The sequence below is a fragment of the Nonomuraea longispora genome, assembly GCF_004348345.1.
Classification (GTDB): domain Bacteria; phylum Actinomycetota; class Actinomycetes; order Streptosporangiales; family Streptosporangiaceae; genus Nonomuraea; species Nonomuraea longispora.
Genome location: NZ_SMJZ01000306.1, coordinates 1 through 7,223, shown reverse-complemented (window position 1 = coordinate 7,223; position 7,223 = coordinate 1). Strand labels below are relative to the sequence as shown.

Genomic DNA, 7,223 nt, shown 5'->3' with positions numbered 1-7,223 from the left:
GCCTCCCAGCCTGGGCCGGAGCAGAGCGGGCCCGCGCAGGGCGGCGGCGTGAGCACCGCGCCGACCGGCAACCCCGCCTCCCTGCGGACGCTCGTCGTGGGCAGGGACATCCAGCCCGGCACCTACCGGACGTCCGGTCCGGCGGGCGGGTTCAGCAGGTGTTACTGGGCCCGTCTGAGGAGCACGGACGGCGACGTGATCGCGACCGGCATGCCGGCGGGCGCCGCCACGGTCACCATCGAGGCCACGGACAAGGCGTTCCAGACCGGCGGGTGCGCGGAGTGGGCCGCTTCATGACGCTTTTATGCGTCAAAGTCTGGACAACAGAGCAGAAACGCGCAATTCTGGCGGGCAATGGAAGGGAGGTATGCCTGAGCGTGCTGGCGTGACGCCCTACGGTTATGGGCCACGCCACTCCGGTGTCCCTGGCCCGGACACGCAGTGGAGAGTGCGGAACAGCGCGCATCGCCACTTGTCCCGAACTGTGTCGTTCGCGAGGAGTGTCCATGCGTTTTCCCGCCCTGATGTCCACCACCGCCCAGAACGGCGACTACGGCTACGACCGGTTCGTCAAGGCGGGCAAGGCGGTGTTCCAGGTCGAGTACAACCTGGAGCCCTCCGCCTTCTGCCCCCGGTCCAACGCTCAGAACTTCAACGCGCTGAAGAAGACGTACGAGCTCGGCGCCTACCGCGTACCCTGCCGTGGCGCGTGACTTCGACCTGCTGGTCGTGGGTGACGCCAACCCCGACGTGGTGCTCTCCGGGGCGCCGCGCGGTCTGGCGTACGGCCAGCGCGAGCAACTCGTCTCCGGCGGCGACCTGGTCCTCGGCGGATCCGGCGCCATCACCGCGTGCGGAGCGGCCAGGCTGGGCCTGCGCACCGCGTTCGCCGGCCGCGTGGGCGACGACGCGGCCGGGCGCTTCGTCCTCGACGTCATGGCCGGGCGCGGGGTGGACGTCTCCCACTGCGTGGTCGGTCCCCGGCCGACCGCCATGACCGTCGTCCTGGCCGACGGGGCGGACCGGGCCATCCTCACCTCCCCCGGCTGCCTGCCGGACCTGACCGTGGCCGACGTCCCGCGCGGCCTGGCCAGGCATGTGCACGTGTCGTCCTATTTCCTCCAACCCGCGCTGGCGGCCGGTCTACCCGGCTTCCTGGAGGGGGAGCGGCGGGCCGGCGCCACCACGTCCCTGGACACCAACGACGACCCGGCCGGCGCGTGGGACGGCGTCGCCGGCGTGCTGGGCGAGGTGGACGTCTTCCTGCCCAACGCCGCCGAGGCCCTGTCCGTCGCCGCCCGCCTGCCGCAGCCTCCCGGCTCGTCCGCCGCAGCCGCCGGACCGCCGGGCGGGCACCCTGAGGGCGTCGAGGCCGCCGCGGCGCGGCTGGGCGCGCTCGGGCCCGTCGTGGTCGTCAAGAACGGTGGCGACGGAGCGCTGGCATGGGAGCGGGGGAGCCTGACCCGGGCACCCGCCGTGCCCGTGGAGCCGGTCGACACCGTCGGCGCCGGCGACAGCTTCGACGCCGGGTTCCTCGCCGCCCGCCTGCGCGGGATGAGCCTGCCCGAATGCCTGCGGGTGGCCGTGACCTGCGGCTCCCTCTCGACCCAGGCGGCCGGGGGCACCGCCGCCCAACCCACGTGGAAAGAGCTATGAAGATCGTCTTCCTCGGCGCAGGCAGCGTCGAGTTCACCCAGGGCCTGCTGGCGGACCTGGTCGCCTTCCCCGACCTGGGGGAGTTCGAGGTGGCGCTGCACGACATCCACCCCGAGCGGCTCGACACCGCCGAGGCCGCCGCCCGCGTCATCGCCGCCGGCCGCCCCGTCAAGATCACCGCCCACCTCGGCCTGCGGGAGGCGCTCGAAGGCGCCGACTTCGCGATCAACATGATCCAGGTCGGCATGATCGACGCCACCCGCGTCGACTTCGAGGTGCCCGCCCGCCACGGCCTGCGCCAGACCATCGCCGACACCATCGGCGTGGGCGGCATCTTCCGCGCCCTGCGCACCTTCCCCGCGCTGGAGCGGATCGGCCAGGCCATGGCGGAGGTCTGTCCCGACGCGTGGCTGCTCAACTACACCAACCCGATGGCCATGAACGTGTGGTACCTGGCCGCCGCCACCCCCGTGCGCAACGTGGTGGGGCTGTGCCACTCCATCTACTGGACGGCCCACGACCTGGCCGAACTCGTGGGGGTGCCGTACGAGGAGGTGTCCTACCTCGCGGCGGGCGTCAACCACCAGTCGTGGATGTTGCGGTTCGAGTCGGGCGGCGAGGACCTGTACCCGCGGCTGGACGAGGCCATCGCCCGCGACCCCGGCCTGCTGCGCCGCGTCCGCGTCGACATGTACCGCAGGCTCGGCCACTACCCGACGGAGACCAGCGAGCACTCGGCCGAGTACGTTCCCTGGTACCTGCACGACGAGGCCGAGATCGAGCGCCTGCGCATCCCCGTCGGCGCCTACGTCGGCATCAGCGAGGAGAACGTACGCCAGTACGAGGCCACCCGCGACGCGCTCAGAGCGGGCCGGCCGATCACCGTGGAGGGGACCATGGAATACGCCCCGCAGATCATCCACAGCATCGCCACCGGAACCACCCGTACCGTCTACGGCAACGTCCAGAACAGGGGCCTGGTCGGCAACCTGCCGGCGGACTGCGTGGTCGAGGTGCCGTGCGTCGCCGACGCGCTCGGCGTGCGGCCCCTCGCGGTCGGCGACCTGCCCGCCCAGTGCGCGGCGCTCAACCGCGCCTACGTCAACGTCAACGAGCTCACCGTGCGCGCCGTCACCGAGGGCCGCCGCGACCACGTGCGGCACGCCATGATGGCCGACCCGAACACGGCCGCCAGCCTCACCGTCGAGCGGATCGACGCTCTGTGCGAGGCGCTCTTCGAGGCCCACGGCGAGCTGCTCCCCGCATCGCTCAGGAGGCGGTCATGAAGGTTCACGGCGCGGCGGCGCTGCTCCTCGTCACGGGACTGCTGGCCGGCTGCGGCTCGTCCTCCTCGGACGAGGCCGGCGGGCCGGTCGAGCTCACCTGGTGGCACGGCCAGGTCGAGACCCAGGCCAAGGTCATCGAGGAACTGGCGGCCGACTACAACAAGTCCCACCCGGACGTGAAGATCACCCCCGCGGTCGGCACCACGAACGTGGACGACATGCTGCAGAAGGTCCAGGCGGTGCTGGCCGGAGGCAAGGCGCCGGACATCGCCTACATGTACGGCACCTGGATGCCGCATCTGGCCAGGAATCCCAAGGTGTACGACCTGACCGCCACCGTGAAGGCGCCGGAGTTCGGCTGGGACGACTTCTGGCCGTCGGAGCGGGCCGTGTCGGAGGTGAACGGCAAGGTCGTCGGCGTGCCCGCCGTGGTCGACAACCTGGGCGTCATCTACAACAAGAAGTTGTTCGACGCGGCCGGCCTCGACTACCCGGGCAAGGACTGGACCTGGGACGACTTCCGGACGGCGGCCAAGCAGCTGACCAAGGACGGCGTGTACGGCACCGCCTACCCCGTCACCGGCACCGAGGACACCGTCTGGCGGTTCTGGCCGATGATCTGGCAGCAGGGCGGCGCCATCGTGACGCCCGACGGCAAGAAGTCGGCGTTCAACACCCCGCAGGCGGCGCAGGCGCTCGGTCTGTGGAGCGCCATGGCCCGCCAGGACAAGTCCGTCTACCTCGACCAGAACGGCGAGAAGTTCCTGCCGCTGTTCCAGAGCGGCAAGGTCGGCATGATCATCGCCGGCCCGTGGGCGCTGCTCGACATCATCGACCACAAGGTCGACTACGGCGTGCAGGTGCTGCCCGGCTACAACGGCAACCACGAGACCATCGCCGGGCCGGACAACTGGGTCGTCTTCGACAACGGCTCGCGCAGGGCGAAGGCATCCGCCGACTTCCTCACCTGGCTCACCCGCCCCGAGCAGGACGCCCGGTGGACGCTCGGCCTGGGGAACCTGCCGATCCGCAAGGCCACGACCGAGCTGCCGGCGTACGAGAAGTTCATCAAGGACATCCCCGACATGGACGTGTTCACCGCTAACCTCGACAACGCCAAGCAGGCCAGGCCGCACGTGCCCGTGTACCCGGAGTTCTCCGAGAAGGTCGGCAACGCGATCAGCGAGGCTCTCGTCGGCGGCACGCCCCCGCAGGAGGCGCTGGCCATGGCCGCCACCGAGGCCGACACGGTGCTCGGGCGGGCCCGATGACGGTGTTCGCCGCGCAGGTGAGCGGGCGGCGCCGGGCGCGCCGCCTGCTGCCCGACCTGACCGGGTGGGGCTTCGTCCTGCCCGCCACGCTGGTGATCGTCGGGTTGAGCCTGTTCCCCGCGGTGTGGGCGCTGCTGCTCTCGCTGCGGGACGGCGACCTGCTCACCGGCGGCGAGTACGTCGGCCTGCAGAACTACCGCGACATGCTCGGCGACACCGAGTTGGCCGCGGCGGCCGGGCACACGGCGCTCTACACGGTGCTGTTCGTGCCCGGCTCGGTGGTGCTCGGGCTCGCGCTCGCGCTGGCGCTGAACCTGAAGATCCGGCTCATCGGCTTCTACCGCACCTGCTTCTTCGTCCCGTACGTCGTCTCGGCCGCCGCCACCGGCATCCTCGCGAACTTCGTGTTCGACCCCGACTTCGGCATCGTCAACGCCGGGCTGAAGGCCCTCGGGCTGCCCGCGACGGGCTTCCTGCAGGACCCGGGACAGGCCATGCTCACGCTCGTCGTGATCTCGATCTGGGGCGGCGTCGGGATGCCCGCCGTGGTCTACCTCGCCGCACTCCAGGACATCCCGCGCGAACTGGTCGAGGCGGCCAGGGTCGACGGCGGCGTGGGCAGGCACGTGCTGCGCCACGTCGTGCTGCCGCAACTGCGGCCGGCGACCGTCTTCCTGCTGATCTGGCAGACGATCACCGCGCTGCAGTTGTTCGACCTCGTCTACACCACGACGAAGGGCCAGCCGCTCGACTCCACCACGACGATCGTGTTCTACCTCTACCGGCAGGCCTTCCAGCTGTTCCACTCCGGCTACGGCACGGCCATCGCCTACGTCCTGTTCCTCGTGACGCTCGCGATCTCGGGCGCCGTCCTGTGGAGGAGTGCACGATGAGACGGCGCCACCTCGCCCACCTGTTCCTCATGCCGGCCGCGCTGCTGTTCGTGGCGCCGCTGGTCTGGATGGTGCTGACCGCCTTCATGCCGGACAGCGACATCAACACCTACCCGCCCAAGCTCTGGCCGGAGCACTTCACCACGGCCGGGTTCGCCCGCATCTTCACCGAGGACGACTATCCGCTGTGGCTGGCCAACACGGTGATCGTGGCCGTGGCGGCCGTCGCCGGGCACGTGGTGCTCTGCTCGCTGGCCGGCTACGGCTTCGCGAGGCTCAGCTTCCGCGGTCGCGGGCTCACCTTCGGCGCGCTCATGGCGACCATCATGGTGCCGACGCAGGTGCTGATGATCCCCACGTTCCTGCTGTTCAAGAACATGGGCCTCATCGACACCCTCGGCGCGGCCATCGTCCCGTGGCTGGCGTCGGCGTTCGGCGTGTTCCTCATGCGGCAGTTCTTCCTGTCGCTGCCCAAGGAACTGGAGGAGGCCGCGACCATCGACGGCTGCTCCCGGCTCGGCGTGTTCTTCCGGGTGGTGCTGCCGCTGGCCCGGCCCGCGCTGGCCACCCTCGTCGTGTTCACGCTGCTCGGCGCCTGGAACGACCTGCTGTGGCCCCTCATCGCCATCTCCTCGGAGGACAGCTACACGCTGCAGCTCGGCCTGGCCACGTTCTCCGGGGCCCGGCACACCGAATGGTCGGCCCTCATGGCCGGCAACGTCGTCGCCGTGCTGCCGCTGGTGGCCGCCTTCGTACTGGCGCAGCGCCACTTCGTGGCCACCATGAGCTTCAGCGGTCTCAAAGGCTGATCAAGGGAGGTTTGCACTGGTAGGGCGTGCGTAGGAGGATGCGCACAGCCCACCAAGGAGGAAGTCATGTCGGTGTTGAAGAGCCTTGTCGACAGTGTGCGCGGCGGCGCGATCGAGGTGGTCGACCTCACAGCGCCCCTGTCGTCCGAGACGCCGATCCTCCAGTTGCCCGAGCCGTTCAGCAACACCATCCGCTTCTCCCTCGAGGAGATCAGCAACTACGACGACCGCGGCCCCGCCTGGTACTGGAACGACATCCACACCGGCGAGCACACCGGCACGCATTTCGACGCGCCCGTGCACTGGGTCACCGGGCGCGACGGCGAGGACGTCTCGCAGGTGCCGCCGCGCAGCCTGATCGCGCCCGCCGTCGTGCTCGACTTCGCCGCCGAGGCGGCCAAGGATCCCGACTTCCTGCTGGGCATCGACCACGTCAAGGAGTGGGAGCGCGCCAACGGCCCGCTGCCCGACGGCGGCTGGCTGCTCTACCGCACCGGCTGGGACACCCGCTCCGGCGACCAGGACGACTTCCTGAACGGCTCCCACACGCCCGGCATCTCCGTGGAGTGCGCCGAGTGGCTGGCCGCCGAGACGCCCATCGCGGGCCTCGGCGTCGAGACCGTCGGCACCGACGCCGGCGCCGCCCACTCCTTCACCCCGCCCTTCCCCTGCCACTCCTTCCTGCTCGGCGCCGGCAAATACGGCCTCACCCAGCTGCGCAACCTCGACCGCCTGCCCGCGACCGGAGCCGTGGTCCTCGCACCGCCGCTGCCCATCGTGGGCGGCTCCGGCAGCCCGGTGCGCGTGCTCGCCCTGGTGGAACGTTGACCGTCGCCGAGGCCGTGGGCCGGGCCCTGGCCGCCTGCGGGGTCGAGACCGCCTTCGGGGTGGTCGGCAGCGGCAACTTCCACGTCACCAACGCCCTCGTGGCCCACGGCGTGCGTTTCGTCGCCGCCCGCCACGAGGGCGGGGCCGCCACCATGGCCGACGCGTACGCGCGGATGAGCGGGCGCGTCGCGGTGGTGTCCGTGCACCAGGGGCCCGGCCTGACGAACGCGACGACCGGCATCGCCGAGGCGGCCAAGAGCCGCACGCCGCTCATCGTGCTCGCCGGGGAGGCCACCGACGTGCGCTCCAACTTCCACATCGACCAGGAGGCGCTCGCCACGGCGGTGGGTGCGGTGCCGATGCGGGTCACCTCGGCGCGCGACGCGGTGGCCCAGGTCGCCGAGGCCTTCCGGGTGGCGGTGGGGGAGCGGCGCACGGTCCTGCTGAACCTGCCCCTCCCCGTCCAGGCCGCCGCCCACC

The 7,223-nt window shown here is 71.0% G+C and carries 9 protein-coding genes; all 9 read left to right on the top strand.

Annotation, left to right across the window (positions count from 1 at the left end; genetic code table 11):
• Window positions 1–297: Rv1352/Rv1906c domain-containing protein (locus E1267_RS45105; protein WP_484213950.1), on the top strand; the 297-nt coding region annotated here is incomplete at its 5' end.
• Between the two features lie 209 nt (window positions 298–506).
• Window positions 507–713, top strand: coding sequence for an endo alpha-1,4 polygalactosaminidase (locus tag E1267_RS41515; protein WP_165960094.1), 207 nt, complete (start codon window positions 507–509; stop codon window positions 711–713).
• A complete protein-coding gene (locus E1267_RS41510) occupies window positions 703–1,656 on the top strand; it encodes a carbohydrate kinase family protein (protein WP_132341455.1) in 954 nt (317 codons plus the stop codon). Before E1267_RS41515 ends, E1267_RS41510 begins: the two co-directional genes overlap by 11 nt.
• On the top strand, window positions 1,653–2,942 hold the full coding sequence (gene melA, locus E1267_RS41505) for an alpha-glucosidase/alpha-galactosidase (RefSeq protein WP_132341454.1): 1,290 nt from the start codon (window positions 1,653–1,655) through the stop codon (window positions 2,940–2,942). Before E1267_RS41510 ends, melA begins: the two co-directional genes overlap by 4 nt.
• The gene (locus E1267_RS41500; RefSeq protein ID WP_132341452.1) at window positions 2,939–4,213 is read left to right on the top strand and encodes an ABC transporter substrate-binding protein; all 1,275 of its coding nucleotides are present in this window, start codon (window positions 2,939–2,941) and stop codon (window positions 4,211–4,213) included. The genes melA and E1267_RS41500 overlap by 4 nt, the downstream gene beginning before the upstream one ends.
• Window positions 4,210–5,106: a carbohydrate ABC transporter permease gene (locus E1267_RS41495; RefSeq protein ID WP_132341450.1), complete on the top strand. Its 897-nt coding sequence runs from the start codon at window positions 4,210–4,212 to the stop codon at window positions 5,104–5,106. The genes E1267_RS41500 and E1267_RS41495 overlap by 4 nt, the downstream gene beginning before the upstream one ends.
• Window positions 5,103–5,915 carry a carbohydrate ABC transporter permease gene (locus E1267_RS41490; RefSeq protein WP_132341448.1) on the top strand — a complete coding sequence of 271 codons (813 nt, stop codon included), beginning with the start codon at window positions 5,103–5,105 and terminating at the stop codon, window positions 5,913–5,915. Before E1267_RS41495 ends, E1267_RS41490 begins: the two co-directional genes overlap by 4 nt.
• Before the next feature lie 66 nt (window positions 5,916–5,981).
• On the top strand, window positions 5,982–6,743 hold the full coding sequence (locus E1267_RS41485) for a cyclase family protein (protein ID WP_132341446.1): 762 nt from the start codon (window positions 5,982–5,984) through the stop codon (window positions 6,741–6,743).
• Window positions 6,740–7,223: thiamine pyrophosphate-binding protein (locus tag E1267_RS41480; protein ID WP_246064663.1), on the top strand; the 484-nt coding region annotated here is incomplete at its 3' end. The genes E1267_RS41485 and E1267_RS41480, both read left to right, overlap by 4 nt.

What these genes read in the sequence shown, in the direction of transcription:
- E1267_RS41515 (WP_165960094.1), top strand. Translation starts at nt 507, where the DNA reads ATGCGTTTTCCCGCCCTGATGTCCACCACCGCCCAGAACGGCGACTAC.
- melA (WP_132341454.1), top strand. Translation starts at nt 1,653, where the DNA reads ATGAAGATCGTCTTCCTCGGCGCAGGCAGCGTCGAGTTCACCCAGGGC.
- E1267_RS41500 (WP_132341452.1), top strand. Translation starts at nt 2,939, where the DNA reads ATGAAGGTTCACGGCGCGGCGGCGCTGCTCCTCGTCACGGGACTGCTG.
- E1267_RS41495 (WP_132341450.1), top strand. Translation starts at nt 4,210, where the DNA reads ATGACGGTGTTCGCCGCGCAGGTGAGCGGGCGGCGCCGGGCGCGCCGC.
- E1267_RS41490 (WP_132341448.1), top strand. Translation starts at nt 5,103, where the DNA reads ATGAGACGGCGCCACCTCGCCCACCTGTTCCTCATGCCGGCCGCGCTG.
- E1267_RS41485 (WP_132341446.1), top strand. Translation starts at nt 5,982, where the DNA reads ATGTCGGTGTTGAAGAGCCTTGTCGACAGTGTGCGCGGCGGCGCGATC.